General features: G+C 71.9%; 12 protein-coding genes and 2 tRNA genes. 4 read left to right on the forward strand and 10 right to left on the reverse strand.

The features are described 5' to 3' along the window. Positions 1-45 precede the first annotated feature (45 nt). Complete coding sequence (locus ABCQ75_RS09920; RefSeq protein ID WP_345885168.1) at positions 46-654, forward strand: NAD(P)-dependent oxidoreductase; 609 nt, start codon at positions 46-48, stop codon at positions 652-654. 103 nt (positions 655-757) lie between these two features. Here ABCQ75_RS09920 and ABCQ75_RS09925 read toward each other — a convergent pair whose 3' ends face one another. From ABCQ75_RS09925 to ABCQ75_RS09945, 5 genes are all read right to left on the reverse strand, one after another. Further along, positions 758-1,969: a globin domain-containing protein gene (locus ABCQ75_RS09925; protein ID WP_345885169.1), complete on the reverse strand. Its 1,212-nt coding sequence runs from the start codon at positions 1,967-1,969 to the stop codon at positions 758-760. A gap of 100 nt (positions 1,970-2,069) precedes the next feature. Next, positions 2,070-2,519 (reverse strand): RrF2 family transcriptional regulator, encoded by a 450-nt coding sequence (locus ABCQ75_RS09930; protein WP_345885170.1) that lies wholly within the window; start codon positions 2,517-2,519, stop codon positions 2,070-2,072. A 54-nt stretch (positions 2,520-2,573) separates the two neighbouring features. Continuing rightward, positions 2,574-3,059, reverse strand: coding sequence for a hypothetical protein (locus ABCQ75_RS09935; protein ID WP_345885171.1), 486 nt, complete (start codon positions 3,057-3,059; stop codon positions 2,574-2,576). Continuing rightward, positions 3,056-4,459, reverse strand: coding sequence for a phosphomannomutase/phosphoglucomutase (locus ABCQ75_RS09940; protein ID WP_345885283.1), 1,404 nt, complete (start codon positions 4,457-4,459; stop codon positions 3,056-3,058). Before ABCQ75_RS09940 ends, ABCQ75_RS09935 begins: the two co-directional genes overlap by 4 nt. Before the next feature lie 258 nt (positions 4,460-4,717). After that, positions 4,718-6,439: a thiamine pyrophosphate-dependent enzyme gene (locus tag ABCQ75_RS09945; protein ID WP_345885172.1), complete on the reverse strand. Its 1,722-nt coding sequence runs from the start codon at positions 6,437-6,439 to the stop codon at positions 4,718-4,720. Positions 6,440-6,543: 104 nt separating this feature from the next. Between ABCQ75_RS09945 and ABCQ75_RS09950 the strand changes: the two genes are divergently transcribed. Together ABCQ75_RS09950 and ABCQ75_RS09955 are read left to right on the forward strand one after the other, a co-directional pair. Beyond that, a complete protein-coding gene (locus ABCQ75_RS09950; protein WP_345885175.1) occupies positions 6,544-8,724 on the forward strand; it encodes a RecQ family ATP-dependent DNA helicase in 2,181 nt (726 codons plus the stop codon). 102 nt (positions 8,725-8,826) lie between these two features. After that, positions 8,827-9,843: a hypothetical protein gene (locus tag ABCQ75_RS09955; RefSeq protein WP_345885176.1), complete on the forward strand. Its 1,017-nt coding sequence runs from the start codon at positions 8,827-8,829 to the stop codon at positions 9,841-9,843. A 231-nt stretch (positions 9,844-10,074) separates the two neighbouring features. On the opposite strand, the gene ABCQ75_RS09960 is transcribed toward ABCQ75_RS09955, so the two are convergent. Both ABCQ75_RS09960 and ABCQ75_RS09965 read right to left on the reverse strand, forming a co-directional pair. Then, a tRNA-Ser gene (locus ABCQ75_RS09960) sits at positions 10,075-10,163 on the reverse strand. 92 nt (positions 10,164-10,255) lie between these two features. Next, positions 10,256-12,502, reverse strand: a complete 2,247-nt coding sequence (locus tag ABCQ75_RS09965; RefSeq protein WP_345885178.1) for a prolyl oligopeptidase family serine peptidase — start codon at positions 12,500-12,502, stop codon at positions 10,256-10,258. Between the two features lie 52 nt (positions 12,503-12,554). Between ABCQ75_RS09965 and ABCQ75_RS09970 the strand changes: the two genes are divergently transcribed. Next, positions 12,555-14,603 carry an FAD/NAD(P)-binding protein gene (locus tag ABCQ75_RS09970; RefSeq protein ID WP_345885181.1) on the forward strand — a complete coding sequence of 683 codons (2,049 nt, stop codon included), beginning with the start codon at positions 12,555-12,557 and terminating at the stop codon, positions 14,601-14,603. A 309-nt stretch (positions 14,604-14,912) separates the two neighbouring features. On the opposite strand, the gene ABCQ75_RS09975 is transcribed toward ABCQ75_RS09970, so the two are convergent. The 3 genes from ABCQ75_RS09975 to ABCQ75_RS09985 form a co-directional block, all read right to left on the reverse strand. Continuing rightward, positions 14,913-17,411, reverse strand: a complete 2,499-nt coding sequence (locus ABCQ75_RS09975; RefSeq protein WP_345885184.1) for an ExeM/NucH family extracellular endonuclease — start codon at positions 17,409-17,411, stop codon at positions 14,913-14,915. A gap of 97 nt (positions 17,412-17,508) precedes the next feature. Beyond that, positions 17,509-18,303 carry a VOC family protein gene (locus tag ABCQ75_RS09980; protein WP_345885186.1) on the reverse strand — a complete coding sequence of 265 codons (795 nt, stop codon included), beginning with the start codon at positions 18,301-18,303 and terminating at the stop codon, positions 17,509-17,511. A 142-nt stretch (positions 18,304-18,445) separates the two neighbouring features. Continuing rightward, a tRNA-Ser gene (locus ABCQ75_RS09985) sits at positions 18,446-18,533 on the reverse strand. Positions 18,534-18,584: the final 51 nt, after the last annotated feature.

Raw genomic sequence — 18,584 nt, forward strand, 5'->3', positions numbered from 1 at the left:
CGCGCGACGTTGCAGACAGTTGTCACTTCAACTTAAGGAGTCCTCATGAAGATCGCCGTCTACGGAGCCACCGGCATGGTGGGGAGCCAGATCGTCGCCGAGGCAGCGCGCCGCGGGCACGAGGTCACCGCCATCAGCCGCAAGGGCGCCCCGGTGGAGGGTGCCGCCGTCGTGCGCTCCGCGGACCTGGCCGACCTCGATGCCTACCGCGAGGTCGCGGCGGCGAGCGACGCCGTCGTGCTCGCGACCTCGCCGGACCGCACCGGCGGGCCGCGCGAGCCGTACATCGAGGCTCACCGCGCGGTCGCCGGAGTGCCCACACAGGCCCGCATCTACATGGTCGGCGGGTTCGGCGGCCTCAGGACGCCGGACGGCACGCAGATCAAGGACACCTCCGGATTCCCGCCGGAGTACAAGGGCGAGTCGGACGCCGCGTGGGCCGCGTACGAGGCGCTGCGCGACTCGGGGCTCGACGTGACTGGCCAGGCTCCGGCAGCGGTCATCGCGCCGGGCGAGCGGACCGGCAGGTACACGACCGCGGTGGGGGTCCCCGCTGCGGGCGACTCGATCTCGAGCCAGGACTACGCCGTCGCGCTCCTCGACGAGCTCGAGGAGCCCCGGTTCCGCGGGACGTTCTTCACCGCCGCCAACTGACGCTGCGGGGGACATGACGGCGGGCCGCCGCCCCGATGCCTTCCGTGGTCGGGGCGGCGGCCCGTGCCGTGCGCGCCGTGCGGTCTGGACTGCCGGGTGCCGGCTAGTTGGCCGAGGCGATCCAGAGGTCCGGGCCGAAGACCTCGTAGTGGATCTTCGTGGCGGGGATGCCCTTCGCGATCGCCTGCGAGCGGATCTTCTGCATGAACGGCAGCGGCCCGCAGAGGTACAGGTTCGCGTCGGCGGGCAGCTCCACATCGTCCAGGTTCATGAAGCCCTCGCGGGTGGCCACGCCGGCCGGCGCGCCCGCTCCGACGCCTGCGGGCTCGGACTGCGGCTGCTCGAGCCACACGTGCAGCTCGGCGTCGCTGATCCTCTCGACGTCCCCGAGCATCTGGCCGTAGAGGGCCCACGTGTCGAGGCTGCGGTCGGCGTGGAGGGCCAGCACCCTGCGGCCGGAGCCGCTGTTGGCCAGAGTCCGCAGGATGGAGGCGCTCGGCGTGCAGCCGATCCCGGCCGTGGCGAGCACGATCGGCTCGTCGCCGCCGTCCAGGGTCACGTCGCCGTACGGGTTGGAGAGCTCGACGACGTCGCCCACGCCGTACTCCTCGTGCATGACCGGCGAGACCTCGCCGCCGTCGGTGAGCTTGGTCGTGATGACGCGGCGCTGTGTGGACTCGGCGTCTGCCGAGAGCGTGTACTGGCGGGCCTGGAGGAGGCCGTCCGAGACGGGGACGCGGACGGAGACGTACTGGCCGGGCTCGCCGGGCGTCACGGCGGTGGCGTCCGCGGGCTCGAAGACGAAGGTCATGGTGGTGGGGCTCGCCGGGGTCTTCTCGACGATCTTCCACGGGGACCACATGGCGCTGTTGGCCTGCTTGGCGTAGAGGCCCTTCTCGATCTTGATGAGCGCGTCCGCCATGAGCCAGTACACCTCGGTCCAGGCCTGGGCGATCTCGGGGGTGATGACCTCGGCGAGGTCCTCCGCGATCGCCTCGAAGAGGTACCTGTACACGATCTGGTACTGGTCCTCGGTGATGCCGAGGGAGGCGTGCTTGTGGGCGATCCGGCTCAGCACGGCCTCGGGGAGCGTCCCGGGGTTCTGCACGAGGTGCGTCGCGAACGCCGCGATGGATCCGGCGAGGGCCTGGCGCTGCTGTCCGTTGGCCTGGTTGGCGCGGGAGAACACGCCGTTGAGGAGCTCGGGGTGCGCGGCGAAGAGCTTCTGGTAGAAGACCGGGGTGATCTCCCCGATCCGGCTCCCCACGAGGGGGAGGGTGGCTTCGATGACGGGACGCGCGGTGTCCGAGAGCATGTCGACTCCTCAACTGGTGGTTATTCGACATTTCTCATGCCGAATTAACGTCAGTCTTCTACGCTGCGTAGAAAATGGCAAATTGAGAGGCTCCCCAGCGTCACGCGGGCGGGCGCACGCCGATCTGGACGAGCACGGGGCCCATCTGGCCCTCATGGGGGAGCGAGCTCACGGTCACGCTGTCGAGGGCCTGGTAGAAGGCCTCCCGCGCGCGCCGCAGAGCCCCGCGCAGGGTGCACTGGTGGCGAAGGGGGCAATCGCCGTTCGGGGTCTCGCAGTCGGCGAGGTCCTCGCGCGTGTCAAGGGCCCGCAGCACGTCACCGACGCTCGCGCGCCGACCGGCCTCGCTGACCTGGACGCCGCCGGCGCGGCCCCGCGTCGCCTCGACGAAGCCGAGCTCGCGCAGCTTCAGGACGGCCTTGCTCACGTGGTTGTACGGGGTTCCGATCCCGTCGGCGATCGTGCGGGTGGCGAGCGGGAAGCCCGTGTCATTCGCGCACAGCAGCATGAGGGCGCGCAGGCTCACGTCCTCGAAGGCTGTCATGCGCATGCGTTCAAGTCTACGCGCCGCCCGCCCGGACCGGCTGGGCGCACCCGCGGGGGCTCAGTCGGTGAAGACCTCGGGCTCGTGCCCATCCGGCTCGAGCGGGCTGAAGGCGAAGCCCGCGTCCGTCTTTCCGTAGGGCACGACGGCGGCCATCACCCCGCCTGCCGCATGCTCGGCGGCCGCGTGGATGCCGTCAGCGCCACCGGCGCCGTGCTCGGGCAGGTGGACGTCCGAGGCGAAGGCCACGGCACGGCAGTCCGCGCGGTTCTGGCGCAGGAGCTCGAGGACGTCGGCCATCATCGCGTCCGCGTCGATGTCCCCGCCGGCCCCCGCCTCAGGCGGGGCCACCATGACAAGCCGCAGCTCGCCGTCGTGCGCGAGCGTGACGCCGAACGGCAGGAAGCCGCCGTTCTGCTCGAGATGCTCCTGGGCGAGCCCGAGCGCCGTGCCGAGCACCTCGCGAAGGTCCGCCGCCGGGTCCACCCCGCCGGCTGCGGCGTCCTCCGTGCCGGCCGCGCCGCCGTCCGTCCCCGCGCCGCTCATGCGCGCACGATCGCGAGCACGTTGTCCCGCAGCGACTCGAGGGTCGCGCGGTCCTTCGCCTCGCCGTTGAAGCGCAGGAACGGCTCGGTGTTGGACGGGCGCAGGTTGAACCACCACGAGCCGTCCGCGGCGGAGAACGTGGTGCCGTCGAGCTCGTCGATCGCCACGTCGTCGCCCTCGAACTCCTCGCGCACCCGCGCCACCGCAGCGGCCTTGTCCTCGACCTCTGAGTTCAGCTCGCCCGAGGAGACGTAGGGCTCGTACTCGGCGCCGAGCTCGGACAGCGGCAGCTCCTGGCCGCCGAGGGCCGCGAGGACGTGCATCGCCGCGAGCATGCCCGTGTCAGCGTTCCAGAAGTCGCGGAAGTAGTAGTGCGCCGAGTGCTCGCCGCCGAACACCGCGCCCTCTTCGGCCATGACGGCCTTGATGAACGAGTGGCCCACGCGGGTGCGGACCGGCCGACCGCCGTCGTGCACCACGAGCTCCGGGACGGCGCGGGAGGTGATGAGGTTGTGGATGATGACGGGGTGGTCCTCGCCCGCGGCCCTCGCGCGGGCGATCTCGCGCCGCGCCACGAGGCCCGTGATCGCCGACGGCGAGACGGGCTCGCCCTTCTCGTCGATGACGAAGCAGCGGTCCGCGTCTCCGTCGAACGCGAGGCCGATGTCCGCACCGTGGCGCACGACGGCGGCCTGCAGGTCCCGCAGGTTCTCCGGCTCGAGCGGGTTGGCCGGGTGGTTGGGGAACGTGCCGTCCAGCTCGAAGTAGAGCGGGACGATCTCCAGCGGCAGGCCGGGGAGGATCTGGTCGCCGAGGACGGCCGGGGTGGTGAGGCCGGCCATGCCGTTGCCGGCGTCCACCACGACCTTGAGCGGGCGGATCCCGCTCAGGTCCACGAGCGAGCGGAGGTACTCGGCGTAGTCGCGGAGCACGTCCCGCTCGGCGATCCGGCCGGGCTCCCCGACCGGCTCGATCACGCCGGCGGCCAGGTACGCCTCCGCGGCAGCCTGGATCTCCGCGAGCCCGCTCTCCGAGGAGACGGGCTGCGCGCCGGCCTTGGCCATCTTGATGCCGTTGTACTGGGCCGGGTTGTGGCTCGCAGTGAACGTCGCGCCTGCCGCGTCGAGGGCGCCGCACGCGTAGTAGAGCTCGTCGGTCGAGATGAGGCCGAGGGTCTCGACCTTCCCGCCGCGGGCGGCCGCGCCCTTGGCGAACGCGGCGATGAACTCGGGCGATGAGGGGCGCATGTCACCGCCCACGAGGACGTCCCGCCCCGCAAGGCCGAGGACGTCCACGAAGGCGGCGCCGACCGCCTCGACGATCGTCGCGTCGATCGTCTCGCCCACGATCCCGCGGACGTCGTACGCCTTGAAGGAGGCGGAGAGGTCGATGGCGGCCATGGAATCGGCCGATGGCGCGTCGGCGGGCGTGCTGGAAGGGCTGCTCACGTTGCTGGTCACGGGCTCGATTCTACTGGCGGGCGAAGCGGCCGACGGCGCGTCCCCCACTCGGGTGGGGGACGCGCCGTCGTGCGCCTGCGCCGGTTGCGGGGTCATGTCCCCGCGCTTGTGGGGTCCCTGCCGGGGGACGGGACCCCACATGCAGCGGGACGGGACCCCGCATTGGTGGGGACGGGACCCCGCAACGGGGAGGGGCGGTCAGTAGGCCTTGACGCGCTGCTCGACGACGAGGTGGACGAGCGCGAAGACGCCGTCCTCGTCGATGGCCCTGAGCGCGGCCTCGAGGGCGGCGGGGACGTCGGAATCGTTCTCGACCCGCACGCCGAAGCCGCCGAAGGCCTGGGCCATGAGCGCGAAGTCGGGGTTCTTCAGCTGGGTGCCGGAGATCCGCTGGGGGTAGTGCCGCTCCTGGTGGGTGCGGATGGTTCCGTACTCCTGGTTGTCCATGACGATCACGAGCGGCGTAGCGCCGTACTGGGCCGCGGTGGCGAGCTCCTGGCCGTTCATGAGGAACTCGCCGTCGCCGGCGATGGTCACGACCCGGCGGCCCGGGTGCGCCAGCGAGGCCGCGATCGCGGACGGCACGGAGTAGCCCATGGAGCCGTTGCGCGCCGAGATCATGGACGCGTACTGCTGGGTGGGGAAGTAGCGGTGGGCCCAATTGGTGTGCTCGCCGGCGCCGAGGGTCACCATGGCGTCCTCCGGCAGGCCCGCCACGAGGTGGGCCATGAGGGTGTCCATGCGCGCCGGGCCGTCCGTGGGGGTGGCCGGGGGCAGCGCGCAGAACTTCTCCTGCTCGCCGCGCATGCGCTCGGTCCAGGCCTTCCACTCCTCGCGCACGGGCAGGTTCATCATGACGAGGTCCCGCACGAACACGTCCGGCTTGGCCACGATCTGGTAGGAGACGGGGCCGGAGCGGCCGCGCAGGGACGGGTCGATCGTGACGAGGAAGTTCTTCTTGTTCCAGTCCTGCCGGACCAGGAAGCCGTCCGTGATGACATCGCCGGGGACGGTGCCCACGAACACGAGGAGGTCGGTCTCCTCGAGCAGGTCATAGGTGGGCTTGGGGCGGCCGTAGCCGATCGGCCCCACGTAGGAGGGGGAGTCGAAGGGGATGGTGCCCTCGCAGCGCCACTCCGCGGCGGCCGGGATGCTGTGGTCCTCGAGCCAGTTGGTCAGGGCGGTGGCGCCCCCCTGGGTCCAGTCGTTGCCGCCGACGACGAAAAGCGGCTTCTTCGCCTCGGACAGCGCGGCCTTGAGTGCCTTCCAGTCCGTGACGGTCATGCCGCCCCCGGCGACCGGGATCACGGGGTGGACCGTCGCGTCGACCTCCTCGCGGATGACGTCCTCGGGAAGGCCGACGACGACCGGCCCCGGCCGTCCGCTCATCGCCGCGAACATCGCCTCGGCCACGATCTCGGAGGCGCGCTCCGCGTGGTCGAGGACCATGACGCGCTTGGCGCCGGTGTCGAACCAGGACTTGATGTCGAACTCCTGGAACGCCTCGCGGTCACGGTGCGCGAAGGGGATGAGGCCTACGAAGAGGACCATCGGCGTCGAGTCCTGCCATGCAGTGTGAAGGCCCACGTGGGCGTTCGCCGCACCGGGCCCTCGGGTCACCATCGCGACGCCGGGGAGCTGGTTCATCTTCCCGTCCGCCTCGGCCATGTACGCGGCGCCGCCTTCGTGGCGGCACACGATCGTCTCGATGTCCGCGCCGTGCAGGCCGTCCAGGACGTCGAGGAAGGACTCCCCGGGGACCACGTACGCGCGCTGGACGCCGTGCGCGGCGAGGGAGTCGACGATCACGTGGCCGGCCGACTTGCGGCCCGGCGCGGCGGGGGCTGCAGTGGCCTGCGGTGCCTCCCGTGCGTCATCGGCGGGGATGGGATGGGACAGGGCCGGCGCCGTTGCCGTCATAGGTGCATTCCTTCTCTCGTGCACTGGACACTGGTTCCACGGTATCGGCGCCCAGGGCGCGGAAGCAGCGAGAAGTGTCAGAGGTCACGCCCATACTTGAAGGCATGGTCCCGAACTCCAGACTCAGTGCCCCCGAAGCCGAGAATATTACGCAGGAAGGCATCCGGGAACGGGCCCTCGGGGTCCTCCGCGAGCTCGTGGGGAGGCCTGACGCGCAGTTCCACGACGGCCAGTTCGAGGCCATCGAGGCGCTCGTCGCGCACCGCCGGCGCACCCTCGTGGTCCAGCGCACGGGGTGGGGGAAGTCCGCCGTCTACTTCGTCGCATCGCTGCTCCTGCGCGCCCGGGGAGCAGGGCCCACGCTCATCGTGTCCCCGCTGCTCGCCCTCATGCGGGACCAGGTCGCGGCGGCTGCGCGGGCCGGGGTGCGGGCCGTCGCGATCAACTCCGCGAACCGCCTCGAGTGGGACGAGGTGCACGCCGCGCTCGAGGCAGACACGGCGGACGTGGTCCTCATCTCGCCCGAGCGCCTCACCAACCCGTCCTTCCGCGAGCAGCACCTGCCCGAGCTCCTCGCGCGCACGGGCCTGCTCGTGGTGGACGAGGCCCACTGCATCTCCGACTGGGGCCATGACTTCCGCCCCGACTACCGCCGGATCGCGGCGCTCATCGACGGGCTCCCCGGCACGGTTCCCGTCCTCGCCACGACCGCGACCGCCAACGGCCGCGTTGTCCACGACATCGAGGAACAGCTCGGGGAGGGCGTGCTGACCCTGCGCGGGCCCCTCGGGCGGGAGTCGCTGCGGCTCGGCGTCCTGCGGCTGCCCGACGCCGGCCATCGCCTCGCATGGCTCCTGGCCCATCTCGAGGGGCTCTCCGGGAGCGGGATCATCTACACCCTGACGGTCTCGGCGGCGGAGGACACCGCGAGGATCCTCTCCGAGGCCGGCCACCGCGTGCTCGCGTACACCGGCAAGACGGACCCCGCCGAGCGCGAGCAGGCCGAGCAGCTGCTCAAGGACAACGAGGTCAAGGCCCTCGTGGCGACGAGCGCGCTGGGGATGGGGTTCGACAAGCCGGACCTCGGGTTCGTCGTGCACCTCGGCGCCCCCTCGAGCCCTGTCGCGTACTACCAGCAGGTGGGCCGCGCGGGCCGCGGCGCGGCGAACGCGGACGTCCTGCTCCTGCCCGGCCCCGAGGACGCGGACATCTGGCGGTACTTCGCCTCGGCGTCCATGCCCGAGGAGGCCAAGGCCCAGGCGGTCATCACGGCGCTTGCGGAGGCCGGCCGGCCGCTCTCGACCGTGGCGCTCGAGTCCCTCGTCGAACTCAGGCGCACCCAGCTGGAGCTCCTCCTCAAGGTCCTCGCCGTGGACGGGGCCGTCGAGCGGGTCGGCGGCGGCTGGCAGGCCAGCGGCCGGCCGTGGTCCTACGACGCCGAGCGGTACGCCCGGATCGCCGAGGCCAGAGTCGCCGAGCAGGACTCGATGGTGGTGTACGAGGAGACCTCGGGGTGCCGCATGGAGTACATCACGAGCGTGCTGGACGACGAGACGGCGGCCCCTTGCGGGCGCTGCGACAACTGCGCGGGGCGGTGGTTCCCGGCCGATGTCGACCCGTCCCTGCTCGAGAGGGCGGGGAAGCAGCTGCGCCATGCGGGCGTGCCGATCGAGCCCCGCGCCCAGTGGCCCAGCGGGATGGACAAGCTCGGGATCCCGGTGAAGGGCAGGATCCCCGCAGGGGAGCTGCTCGCGGAGGGGCGTTCCCTGGCCCGGCTCACCGACCTCGGGTATGGAGGCCCGCTGCGCGAGCTCTTCGCCGCGGGCGCGCCGGACACGGAGGTGCCGCCGGCCCTCGCGAGGGCCTGCGTCGAGCTCCTCGCGGGCTGGGCCAAGGGGGACTCCGCGGCGGGGCCCTGGAGCGGCGCGGGCCGGCCCGCCGGCGTCGTGAGCATGCCGTCCGCCACCCGGCCGCGCCTTGTGGAATCGCTGGCCCGGGGAATCGCCCAGGTGGGCCGCCTGCCGTACCTCGGAGCGCTCGAGCGCACGCCGTCCGCCCGGTCCGGCGAGGCCGGGGGCAACAGCGCCTTCCGCCTGGCCGGGGTGTGGGAGGCGTTCGACGCCGGGGCGGAGCTGCGCGGGCGCCTCGCCGAGATCGCGGGACAGCCTGTGCTCCTCGTGGACGACCTCGTGGACAGCCGGTGGACGCTCACCGTGGCGGGGCGCCTCCTGCGCCATCACGGGGCGGGGCCGGTGCTGCCCTTCGCCCTCGCACAGGCCGGGTGACTCCGAAGCGGAGGTGCTGCGCGTCACAGGATTGTCACGAAATGGTCTCGGTTGCGTAGGCTGGGGGAGACCACACGTCCCCGCACAGGAGAAACTCCCGACGTGATCTGGCCGCCCGTGCCGCGTGTCCCCCGCCCCATGCGCCTCGCGCTCCTTGTGCTGCTCGCATTCCTCTGCGCCGCAGGGTTCGCGATCGCCAGGCCCCCGGTGACCGCCGTCGCCGCCGAGCAGGACCCGCAGACGCTCGAGGGGGCAGGTCCGGCGACCTCGTCGGACATGGGGAGCCTCACTGATCCGACTCCCACCCCGACTCCCACGCCGTCCCCGGAGCCCACTCCGACGGGCACCGTCGAGCCCTCGCCGGCCCCCATCCAGGCCGAGGCCAGCCTCACCCGTGTCCGGTGCGACCTCATGCAGCTCGACGCCGCCGGCAGCGCCGGGAAGACGCTCGCGTACCGGGTCACCGACGAGGCCGGGCGTGTCGCGGCATCCGGCACCTTCACGGGGGCGCTGGGCCGGAGCGTCTCGATCAGCACCGGCCACTCCTACACGGCCCGCGTGAGCGAGTCCACGGGCGGCCCCGCGGTGGCCGTCTCCGAACCGGCGGACATGCGGGCTCCCTGCCCCGTAGTCGTCACCCCGGATGCCCCGGCGTTCTCCGACGAGTGCGGCACGGCCGCGGACACGGTCGAGGTCCCGCGGATCATCGGCATCGACTACCGCGTGGGCTCCAGCGTGCTCGTCCCCGGCGGCAACTCGGCCGTGGGGAACGTGACCGTGGTGGCGACCGCGCGGCCCGGCTACATGCTCAGCGGGACCTCGGAGTGGTCCCACGACTTCTCGGACGAGGCATGCGCTCCCGGCCGCGAGCCGGTCCAGGCCCCGGGGACGCCATCCCCGCCCCCCGCAGCCGCCCCCGGTCCCACCCCCGCGCCGTGGACGTCGTCCCCCGCCTTCCCGTCGTCGACTGCGGCCGTCCCCGAGGACGAGAGGTTCACGAGCCGGCCCGCGAGCGAGGCCAACGGCATCGGCGGCCCGGGCCCTCTCGCATGGGGCATCATGCTCGCCCTCGCGGCTGCCGGCGGCGTCTTCCTCTGGTCCAAGACCCGTCACCACTGAGGGGCAGTCCCTGACCGGGCCCCGGACTGCGGCGGCAGCCACACGCGCACCGCGGCGGGCCGGGGCGCCCACCCGTTGGGGCGGGCAGTCGGCAGGCCGGGCGGCGAGCCGGTGGGGGCCGGCCAAGGGCGCCGAGGGCCAGTCGAAACGCAGAACACCCCCGGTCCGAAGACCGGGGGTGTCAGCGATGTCTCGCCACATCCGTAAAGGATGTCCCGCTACATCACATTGCGGAGACGGGGGGATTTGAACCCCCGGTCCAAGTTTCCCCGGACCCTTCATTAGCAGTGAAGTCCATTCGGCCGCTCTGGCACGTCTCCTTGCTGTTACCAGCCGGACAAGCGTACCCAGAACCGTGGGCGCGACGCAAAAGCAGGCCGTCGTTCCAGCGTCCCTGCGGGGGGCGGACAGGTCAGCGCAGCGTGCCGGTGAGCGCGCGCCACAGGAAGCTCTGGCTCCGTGCCTGGAGCGAGGCCGCCTGCCGGTTGTCCGCGGCACCGGCGTGGCCGCCCTCGAGGGCCTCGTGGAACCACACGTTCGGGATGCCCATCGCCTCCATGCGGGCAGCCATCTTGCGTGCCTGCACGGGCCCCACACGATCGTCCGAGGTCGCGGTCCAGATGAACGTGTCCGGGTACTCCACGCCGTCCCGCAGCAGGTGGTACGGGGAGAAGGTGCGCAGGGACTCCCATTCTTCGGGGACCTCCGGGTCGCCGTACTCCGCGATCCACGAGTACCCGGCGGAGAGCTTCGTGTACCGGCGCATGTCCAGCAGCGGCACGCCGCAGGAGACGGCCCCGAACAGCTCCGGGTAGTGCACGAGCATGTTCCCCACGAGCAGCCCGCCGTTGGACCCGCCCGAGCAGCCCAGATGCTCCGGGGATGTGACGCCTCGTCGGATGAGGTCCTGGGCCACGGCGGCGAAGTCCTCGTACGCCCGGCGCCGGTTGGCCTTGAGCGCGGCCTGGTGCCAGGCGGGACCGTACTCGCCACCGCCTCGGATGTTCGCCACGACGTAGACGCCGCCCTTCTCGAGCCACCCGCGCCCCACCGTGCCGGAGTAGGCGGGCGTGCGTGAGATCTCGAACCCGCCGTAGCCGCTCAGCTGGGTGGGCGCGGTCCCGTCCAGCTCTAGCCCGCGTGGGGAGACCTGGAAGTACGGCACGCGCGTGCCGTCCTCGCTCGTCGCGAAGTGCTGCTCCACCTCGAACCGCTCCTCGTCGAAGAACGACGGCGCCCGCTTGACGTCCGCGCTCGTCCCGCCGAGGGTGCCGCGGACCAGGGTGGTCGGGGTCAGGAACCCGGTCACCACGAGCCAGTAGTCGTCCCCGGCCTCGGGGTCCTCGTCGTCCACGGCGTAGCTCTCCACGAGGTGCAGCGGCGGGCACGCGTCGAGCACGGAAGCCGGCCACCCGCCGTCGTGCGCGGCGCCAGCCTGACCGCCGTCGGCGCCCTCCTGGGCCGCTGGCTCCCGGACCGCAGACTGCGCCTCCTGGCCCGCGTCCTGGGACGGCGGGGTGAGCACGCGGATCTCGCTCGAGACGTCCCGCAGGAGGTTGAGCATGAGGTGGCCGCGGGTCCAGGACCACGACTGGAGGGACGTGTGCCCGTCCGGGGCGAAGAGGACCGCGAACTCGCGCCCGCCGGCCATGAAGGCCTCGAAGTCCGCCGCGAGCAGGGACCCGGCCGGGAAGGTCCCGCCGGCGCTTCCTGTGCCGGCTGCCCCGTCCGCACCCGCTCCGGCACCCTCGGGCGTCCAGTCCCGCTGGGGGCGGAAGAGGATCCACTCGCGGTGCAGGTCCACGTCCACGTCCGTGGGGACCGGGACGGGGGCCCACGCGCCGTCCCGCCACACATGGTGCTGGACGTCGAAGAAGCTCATCCGGTCGCTCGCGATGAGCCGCTCGAACCCGGGGGTGTCGTCGAAGCCGGCCCCGGCCATCATGTGCTCGGCGGGGACCTCGAAGATCACCTCGGCGCTCTCGAGGTCGCCGCCCCGCGGGAGCCTGCGCACGAGCCGCGGATAGGACGACGTGGTGACGGCATCCTCCCCGAGCGTCGAGGACACGAGGAGGGTGTCGGCGTCGAGCCAGTCCGCCCCGCCCTTGGCCGCCGGGAGCGAGAACCCGCCCGCGGCCGGATCCACGAACGCGCGGTCCTCGACGTCGTACTCCCGCAGCGCGGCCGCGTCGCCGCCGTCGGGGGAGAGACGGAGCATGCAGCGCCGCCACGAGACGCCGTCCTCGGGCCGCAGGAACGTCGCGCCGCCCCACACCCACTCGGTGCCCTCGGCCGCGGCGAGCGCGTCCAGGTCCAGCACGGGCTCCCACTCGGGCGCGTCGGTCACGTAGCTGTCCCAGCGGGTGCGGCGCCACAGGCCCTTGGGGTGCTCGGCGTCGCGCCAGAAGTTGTAGTACCAGTCCCCGCGCTTGGCCACCATGGGGATGCGTTCATGCGAGTCCATGACCTCGAGGATGCGGGCCTCGAGCTCGGGGTAGTCCCCGGTCTCGAGCAGCTCCTCGGTGCGTGCGTTCTGCTCGCGCACCCACGCGAGCTGGTCCTCGCCATGGATGTCCTCGAGCCACAGGTTCTCGTCGACCGGCTCGCCGGGGGCGTGGGCGAGGGTCTGCGCGGGGGTGGAGGCGGCAGGCTCAGTCATGAAGCCATCCTTCCACGACTGGCCCCAGCGCGCCCGGGATAAGCTCGTCCCTATGGTTCGGGGCGGTGCGATGCGGGTTGCCGTGGTGGGCGGCGGCCCCCGCGGCGCCTCTGCGGTGGAGCGTCTCCTCGCCAACTGGGCCGCCGTCCACTCCTCCGAGCACGACGCCGGTCACCCCCCTCGGCGGGACCCGCGCCTCGGTGGGAACCCGCCCACCCGAGCGGGACAGCCCCGTCCAGAGCGCCTCGAGATCACGGTCTTCGACCCGTACGAGCCCGGCCCCGGGCGCGTGTGGCGCACGGAGCAGCCGAGGCTGTTCCTCATGAACACCCAGTCGTTCTACCCGACCGTCATCCCGAGCGAGCCCGGGCTCGCCCCGCCGCTCGCCGGCGGGAGCTTCGATCAGTGGCGGGCCGCCCAGCGCGCAGCGATCGAGGACGGCTGCTGCGGGCTCACCGGGCAGGAGCGCGCCGAGGTCGAATCCCTCGGACCGGACGGATTCCCGCCCCGCGCCCTCTACGGCCGGTACCTCGCGGACACGTGGAGCGCGCTCCTGGCCGCCGCGCCCCCGGGAGTGGAGGTCGAGCACGTGCCCCACGAGGTCGTCCGGCTCGGCCGTACCCCGCACGGCTTCGCCCTCACCCTGGGGGACGGCCCTTCCGACGCCGTGCACGCCCGGGAGGCGGACGCCGTCGTGCTCGCAGTGGGCCACATCCCGGCCCAGCTGGGGCGCGAGCAGCGCGCGCTCGCGGAGGCCGCCGGGACGCTCGGGCTCGCATACTTCCCTCCCGCGGCGCCCGCGGACGTGGACTGGGACCGCGTCCCCGCGGGGGAGACCGTGCTCGTGCGCGGCATGGGGCTGAACTTCTTCGATGTCATGGTCCAGCTCACGCAGGGCCGTGGCGGCACGTTCACGGACGACGGCGACCGCCTCGCCTACGTGCCCAGCGGCCGCGAGCCGCGGATCGTCGCCGCCTCCCGCCGCGGGCTCCCGTACCGGGGCAAGGCCGAGCTCGGCGCCTATTACGCGCCTTCGGTGCAGCTGCGCTGGCTCACGCGGGAGGCGGCGCTCGCGCCCCGCCGCGCGGGCATCGAGCCCTCGTTCGACGCCGACCTCTGGCCCCTCCTGCACCGTGACGCCCTCTGGGCTTACTACTCGACGCTCGCGCGGGTCGAGGCGGAGTCCGTGGCGCCCGGGTTCCTGGACCGCTTCGCGGCGGCCCTCGCCCTCGAGGGGCCCGGCTGGGAGCCGGAGGCTTCGCGGGTGGTGCGCGACGGCGTCGTCCGCGCACGGCGCCTCGACCTCCGTGCGCTCGCCGCGCCGCTCGCCGGCTGGCACGCGCGGGACCGGGCCGAGCTCGATGCGCGGGTCCTCGCCTGCCTCGACGAGGACGCTGCCGGCTCGGCGCGCGGCGAGGACGACCCGGTCAAGATGGCGGTCGCCGCCCTCCACCGCGGCCGCGCCGTGCTCAAGGAGGCCGTCGCGGACGGCGGGATCACCGAGGAGTCCTGGGCTGCGGGGCTGCGGGGCTGGTTCGAGGGGCTCGTGGAGGGCCTCGCGAGCGGGCCGCCCGCGCTGAGGATCCGCCAGCTCGCGGCGCTCATGCGGGCCGGTGTGGTGAGCACGGTGGGGCCGGAGCCGCGCTTCGGGCTCGAGCGGACGGGGCCCGGGGCCCCGTGCTTCACCGCGGCCTCGCCGTGGGTGGGCGGGCCCGAGGTGCGGGCTCGCTGCCTTGTCGAGGCGCTCGCGCCGGTGAACCGCGTCGGCCAGGCGGATTCGGCGCTCGTCACGGGGCTGCTCGCGGACGGGCTTGCGCGGCCACGCTTCCTCGCCGGGGCGGACGGGACCCCGCGGCCCTCGAGCGGGTTCGATGTGACCGCGCCGCCGTACCGGGCGCTGGACGTCAATGGCCAGACGGTGGAGGGGCTGTACGTCCTGGGGCTCCAGCTCTCGGCCGTGCAGTGGGGCACGGCGATCGCCGCCGAGGCACACCCCTTCGCGGCGCCGGGCGAGGCGCACGACGGCGCCCCCTACCCCAGCGGGCAGCGCACCCTGCGGGACGCGGACGCGATCGCCAGGCACATCCTCGGCCTCCCCTGATTGTTTCGGGTACACATAAAGGGACCATTTCGGCGTTTCGGGTACGCGCTGCATTGTTTCGGGTACACACAAGGGGACCATTTCGGCGTTTCGGGTACGGCGCGCGACCTGTTGTCCGCAAAAGCACGGCGGCGGCCGGCGCCGTCCGTCTGGAAGGCGCCGACCGCCGTCGTGCTTCAGCGCGAAGACCGCAGCCGCCCGCTCGACAGTGCGCGATGCGGTGAACTGGTCCTGTACCCGAAACGCTCCTGGGCGCGTTTATGTGTACCCGAAACGCTCCTGGGCGCGTTTATGTGTACCCGAAACGGGCTAGAGGTTCGCTCCCACGAGGATTGGGTCGTGGTCGCTGGCCCGGTACTGGTCCGGTGCGTAGAAGAGCGTCGCGTTGTAGTTGTAGCGGCTGTACTCGAATGCGACCGGTTCGGGAGAGTTGATGTTCCACACGTCCTGGCCGGTCACCGCCGAAGCCGCGGCCGGCGAGGCGAACACGTGGTCGAGCGAGCCGACCGCGCCGCCGAACGCGTAGCTCTGCTTCCCGAGCGCTGGGTGGGTCTTCGAATACCCCGCGGCAAGGATCTCCTTGACGGGGTCCTCCTTGGCGTAGGCATTGAAGTCCCCGAGCAGGAACACCTTGTCCGTGCCCTGCGCCGCCTGCTGCTGCGCGGCGAACGCGACGAGCGCCTTGGCCTGGGCCACGCGGTCCGCGTTGTACGCGCCCTGCCCATCGCCCTGGTCGGCGTTGGCGCCGGTGGCACCGCTGCCGCTCTTGGACTTGAAGTGGTTCGCGATGGCGAGGAACTTGGCCGAGTCCGCGGCGCCCTTGGCCTTGAAGGACTGGGCGAGCGGCTGGCGGGCGTTGGAGAAGGCGGGGTCGTCGAGGATCACCGAGGTGCCCACGGGCTCCACGGCGGCCACACGATAGATGAAGGCCGTGCGGATCACGTCCTCGCTGCCGGGCCGGGCATTGGGCGAGCGGACGTAGTCCCACGTGCCCGGGGCAGACGCGTTGAGCGCGAGGACGAGCCGTGAGAGAGCGTCGTCGCGGTCCTTGCCGAACCAGAGCGAGTTCTCGACCTCGTTGAGCGCCAGGACGTCAGCGGTGGTCTTGTTGACGGCCGCGACGATCTTGGCCCGCTGCCGCTCGAGGTTGGCCGCGTTGGCGGCACCGCGGGCATCGCAGCCGCCGCTGACCGTGATCGGGTTCCCCTCGCGGTCGCTGTAGAACGTGCAGTTGCCCAGGGTGTCGCCCGTCGTCGTGAAGTAGTTCAGCACGTTGAACGTGCCGATCTGCACCGTCCCGCCCACGGCGGCGGGAGCTGCAGGGCGGGTCGCGCCGAAGCTCGCAGGCTTGACGGTCGCGGCGTTGTCCCGGGTGAGCTGGGTGAGCGGCTGGAACTTCCACAGGCTGTTGCGGTAGTCGAAGACGACGTCGGTCGTGAACGCCACGGGCGAGCCCACGCGCACTGGGTCCGTCGCGGTGAGCCACGGCAGCGGGATGGCCTTCGTCGTGGCGCTGGAGAGGAAATTGGTGGTGGAGCCGTCGTCGAGAGTCACCGTGTGCGCCGAGTTCGACGCCGCTGCTGCCGCCGCCGCTGCGCCCGGCTCCGCCTGGGTGGTCGGAGAGAGGAGCGGGGAGGTGCCGTCGGTGACGCCGAGCTCGCCGTACTTGTTGAGGTTGTAGTTGTCCGTGACCGTGAACGGGCCCTGTGGGGTGACGAGCATTCCCTCGAGCGCTTCGCGGTGCGGTTCGGCAGGCAGCCCGACGAGCGCGCCCTTGACCTCGGGCGCGGCGTCCGGGAGCACCGTCGCGCCGCCGGCCGGGACGGAGATCTGGGTGAGGCCGAAGCTCTCCTGGACCGTGCCGCGGACCTGCACGTGGTCGCCGGCCTTGACCTGGCCGACGGTGGCGGACGAGGAGACGAAGATGCCACTGGAGGCCGTGTGGGTGCCGAAGTCGATGGTCCCGCCAGTGCCAGGGGTCTGGATGTAGTAGCCGTTGAAGCCCCCGCTGGGGTAGACGGCGGTGACCTTGCCGCGTGTCGAGACGGTGCTGGACGCGAGCGGACTCGAGTCACCGGTGCCCTGGATGTCCTCGATCGTGCGGTAGTCCGGCGGCAGCGGCGTGGGGGCCGGTCCGGGATTCCCCGAGCCGCCATCGTCGGCGGGGGAGGACGTGTTCTGCGGCGTGACCGTGGACGTGAGGGCGAAGTCGTCGGCGTTGACGTCGGTGTCCCGGTGGGCGGTGCGGTCGATCGAGCGGGGATCCGATGTCGAGGACGGCGCCGGACCGGCCGCGGTCTCGAAGGTGTTGGTCGGGCCGTAGCCGATGAGGTCCGCGACGCGGGAGTCGTTGACGACAGAGCCGGTCGCGAGGGGGCTGAGCGCCGCCGTCGACTTCGCGAGGACGATCGTGCCCTTCGTGCCGCTGAAGTTCAGCGCGCCCGAGGCGAGGTCCGGTGCGGGCAGTGCAGCGCCCGTGCTCCCGTTCGATGAGCCCTGCACGAGGTAGAAGCTCTTCGGCGCGATCGTCCCGCTGAGTGCAGCCACCGCGGTCGGCGAGGATGTCCCGGTCGCGGAACGGTACTGGATGGACCAGCCTTCGAGGCTCACGGGAGTGGAGCCGGTGTTGTAGAGCTCGACGAACTTGTTCCTGTACGGGGCGTTGGAACTGCCCCCGTTGACATACGCCTCGTTGATGATGACGGCATCACCTGCGGGTGCCGCTGCTGCCTCTGTGGCCAGCAGCGGCACCGCGAAGAGGCCCAGCGTGAGCGCAAGCGCGGTGGCCGGCCTTCCGATCGTGTCCATGGTTCCCTCTCAGACGATGTGAGTGGCGCAGATCCCCCCTGCGCCAGCCCACCGTCCGGAGATGAACACGGCGTGTCACCGCGCCCAACACCTGCAGTCAAGCAGTCGGCTGGCCCTGGCCGAGGTCCTGCATGATGCGGAATGCGGCGCCCATCGGGTCGGCGAGGGCCGCCATCCGGCCGTACGGGGTGTCCACGGCGGTCATGAGCACGGTCGCCCCGAGCGAGGTCGCAGTGGTGATGGCCGCGTCCGCGTCCTCCACGCCCCAGTAGACCGTCCAGTGCGGCGGGACGCCCTCGGGCAGGTCCTTGGAGGCGTCGAAGATGCCCGCCTTCGCGTCCATGCCGGAGCCGAGGGTCGTGTAGCGCATCTCGGCGGAGTCGCTCATGACGTCCGTCTTCCAGCCGAGCGCCTTCTCGTAGAACGCGACGCTCGCGTCGTAGTCGCGGGCATTGAGCTCGAACCACACGGGGGAGCCCGGCTCCGCGACCTTCTCGAAGCCGGCCATCGGGGCCGGCTGCCAGCCGCCGAACACCGCGCCGCCAGCATCGGAGAACATGGCCATGTGGCCCTGGTCCGGGACCTCCATGGGGGGCATGAAGACCTGGCCCCCGGCCTGGGTGACGGAGTCCGCCGTCGCGGCGATGTCCTCGGTCGCGAGGTAGACGCTCCACACGTCCGGCATGGAGCCCTGGTCCTCCATCTTGCGCATGAGGCCGGCCACTGCCCGGCCGTCCTTCGAGGCGGTCGTGTAGCCGCCGTACTTCTCCTCGTCCCCGGTCTCGTAGGTCCAGCCGAAGAGGGCGGTGTAGAACTCCTTGGCCTTCTCGATGTCGCTCGTCATCAGATCGGCCCAGATGGGCGCTCCGGGGGTGACTTCTGGCGTGGGCATGGAAGCTCCTTGGGTTGGCGGGAAGCTGTGGGCCGAACGCCACCGACGCTATGCATGCCCTCTGACACTTTTCAAGGGCCGCCGAATGCGCAGAACGGCGCCCCCGGATTCCTCCGGGGGCGCCGTTCCCATCGTCACTGCGCGGAAGGTAAGGGATTTGAACCCTTGGCACGGGGTGACCGCGCACTGGTTTTCAAGACCAGCTCCTTAGGCCGCTCGGACAACCTTCCCTGCGCCTAGTAGTGTTTCACAGGCCAGCGACCCGGGGAAACTGAGCGCCC

This window comes from Sinomonas halotolerans (genome assembly GCF_039615075.1).
Lineage (GTDB): Bacteria > Actinomycetota > Actinomycetes > Actinomycetales > Micrococcaceae > Sinomonas > Sinomonas halotolerans.

What these genes read in the sequence shown, in the direction of transcription:
- ABCQ75_RS09975 (WP_345885184.1), bottom strand. Translation starts at nt 17,411, where the DNA reads ATGGACACGATCGGAAGGCCGGCCACCGCGCTTGCGCTCACGCTGGGC.
- ABCQ75_RS09940 (WP_345885283.1), bottom strand. Translation starts at nt 4,459, where the DNA reads ATGGCCGCCATCGACCTCTCCGCCTCCTTCAAGGCGTACGACGTCCGC.
- ABCQ75_RS09970 (WP_345885181.1), top strand. Translation starts at nt 12,555, where the DNA reads ATGGTTCGGGGCGGTGCGATGCGGGTTGCCGTGGTGGGCGGCGGCCCC.
- ABCQ75_RS09930 (WP_345885170.1), bottom strand. Translation starts at nt 2,519, where the DNA reads ATGCGCATGACAGCCTTCGAGGACGTGAGCCTGCGCGCCCTCATGCTG.
- ABCQ75_RS09980 (WP_345885186.1), bottom strand. Translation starts at nt 18,303, where the DNA reads ATGCCCACGCCAGAAGTCACCCCCGGAGCGCCCATCTGGGCCGATCTG.
- ABCQ75_RS09925 (WP_345885169.1), bottom strand. Translation starts at nt 1,969, where the DNA reads ATGCTCTCGGACACCGCGCGTCCCGTCATCGAAGCCACCCTCCCCCTC.
- ABCQ75_RS09945 (WP_345885172.1), bottom strand. Translation starts at nt 6,439, where the DNA reads ATGACGGCAACGGCGCCGGCCCTGTCCCATCCCATCCCCGCCGATGAC.
- ABCQ75_RS09935 (WP_345885171.1), bottom strand. Translation starts at nt 3,059, where the DNA reads ATGAGCGGCGCGGGGACGGACGGCGGCGCGGCCGGCACGGAGGACGCC.
- ABCQ75_RS09950 (WP_345885175.1), top strand. Translation starts at nt 6,544, where the DNA reads ATGGTCCCGAACTCCAGACTCAGTGCCCCCGAAGCCGAGAATATTACG.
- ABCQ75_RS09965 (WP_345885178.1), bottom strand. Translation starts at nt 12,502, where the DNA reads ATGACTGAGCCTGCCGCCTCCACCCCCGCGCAGACCCTCGCCCACGCC.
- ABCQ75_RS09920 (WP_345885168.1), top strand. Translation starts at nt 46, where the DNA reads ATGAAGATCGCCGTCTACGGAGCCACCGGCATGGTGGGGAGCCAGATC.